This is a genomic window from Citrobacter sp. W9 (genome assembly GCF_026719375.1).
GTDB classification, from domain to species: Bacteria; Pseudomonadota; Gammaproteobacteria; order Enterobacterales; family Enterobacteriaceae; genus Citrobacter; species Citrobacter werkmanii.
Genome location: NZ_JAPPTE010000073.1, coordinates 1 through 1,270, shown reverse-complemented (window position 1 = coordinate 1,270; position 1,270 = coordinate 1). Strand labels below are relative to the sequence as shown.

Sequence of the window (1,270 nt, the reverse complement as noted above, 5' to 3'; positions counted from 1 at the left end):
TTCAGTCATTACAATGAATATCACCCACACAGTGCGCTGGGATATCGCTCACCGCGGGAATTTATACGCAGGAAATTATCGCAACCGTAAGAGAGAAAATGCGTCTGGATATATAGGGGCAAATCCAATTTACCTAAACTTATAGATGTTGATGTTAATGGTAATGAATGCCCATTTTAAGGGATGACATAATGAAACAAGAGTTAATAGAGTTACTAAAAAAATATGTATCTACATTTCGTATTAAAAATGATGCAGCTAAAAAGCTTGATATCTCTCTATCTGCCTTGCTACAAATATTAAGTGGAGATAGAACCGCATCACTAGATAAGCTTATCAGCCTTTGTAAAAAAGCTGGTTATCAAATTACACTGGAGATTGATTAATGACAAAGACAGAAAAAATGCTGTTTAAGCAGTTGGGAAAGCTTGAGCATAGCATCACTAATAGTGCTGAATACAATAAGCAGGAAGCAATTCTTACAGGTATGCTTATTGCCGTTAAAGAATATTTCCCTTCTGTTATTCTTGATGATTTTAATAATGAATTAGAAAAGGTGGAGTATCTATTTAATCCATGTCCCTTTTAAGGAGAGTTAACTATGTCATTTACAGATGAAAAGGGTGTATTTCACCCTACACCATGCCCTACTAAGGCAGAGCTACTAAGAGAAGAAATAGCACAGAGAAACAATGCTGCTACTCTTGCAGACATTAATAAGCGTTTAGAAGAAGCTGTTTTTCCTGAATACAGGACAAGGAGCAATCCTAACAATAGTCACGGCTACTTTGATGATGAAGTATTTTCTGTTTTTGTTAAGGAGCGTATTAGAGAGATAAGAGGGAGAAAGAAAGATGTACGAGATAACGCTGAAAGTGAATGATAAAGAGCTTAGGCGATTAAAGAGAGTAGCTAAACATCTGGATTACGATAATGAAGGAGAGCTTATAACTACTATCGTTAATCGTTTAGTTAAGGCTCGCTTGTCTCGTGACGGAAATACATATTTTGCTAAGGAGGACTAGCAATGGTTGCAATGAGCAAGGAAGCATTACGCATTTACAATGCTAATCGAAGAAAGAAGGGACTTCCTTTAATACAAGATGATAGTGATACGTTCACTCAAGAAACAGAAGAAGTAACTGTAAATAGACCCGTTTTAGTTCCATGCATTTTTTGAGATCCCGGCCAAATAATGGTGCTGTCGGTATTCCTCCGGTGTCATATTGTTCAGTGATTCATGCGGGCGTTCACAGTTATATTCTGACAA

3 protein-coding genes and 1 pseudogene are annotated in these 1,270 nt (G+C 36.9%); 3 read left to right on the top strand and 1 reads right to left on the bottom strand.

Going from position 1 to position 1,270, the window contains the following annotated elements; all coding sequences use genetic code 11:
• Positions 1–191: 191 nt before the first annotated feature.
• From OOJ59_RS27885 to OOJ59_RS27875, 3 genes are read left to right on the top strand one after another with little or no spacing between them, the layout of a single operon-like run.
• Positions 192–386, top strand: coding sequence for a helix-turn-helix domain-containing protein (locus OOJ59_RS27885; RefSeq protein ID WP_160956620.1), 195 nt, complete (start codon positions 192–194; stop codon positions 384–386).
• The gene (locus OOJ59_RS27880) at positions 386–589 is read left to right on the top strand and encodes a hypothetical protein (RefSeq protein ID WP_160956621.1); all 204 of its coding nucleotides are present in this window, start codon (positions 386–388) and stop codon (positions 587–589) included. Before OOJ59_RS27885 ends, OOJ59_RS27880 begins: the two co-directional genes overlap by 1 nt.
• A gap of 12 nt (positions 590–601) precedes the next feature.
• The gene (locus OOJ59_RS27875; protein WP_160956587.1) at positions 602–883 is read left to right on the top strand and encodes a hypothetical protein; all 282 of its coding nucleotides are present in this window, start codon (positions 602–604) and stop codon (positions 881–883) included.
• Positions 884–1,159: 276 nt separating this feature from the next.
• Here the strand turns inward: OOJ59_RS27875 and OOJ59_RS27870 are convergent.
• A pseudogene (locus tag OOJ59_RS27870) lies at positions 1,160–1,270 on the bottom strand (integrase); the annotation flags it as partial.

Coding starts and splice junctions, on each gene's coding strand:
- OOJ59_RS27875 (WP_160956587.1), top strand. CDS start 602: ATGTCATTTACAGATGAAAAGGGTGTATTTCACCCTACACCATGCCCT.
- OOJ59_RS27885 (WP_160956620.1), top strand. CDS start 192: ATGAAACAAGAGTTAATAGAGTTACTAAAAAAATATGTATCTACATTT.
- OOJ59_RS27880 (WP_160956621.1), top strand. CDS start 386: ATGACAAAGACAGAAAAAATGCTGTTTAAGCAGTTGGGAAAGCTTGAG.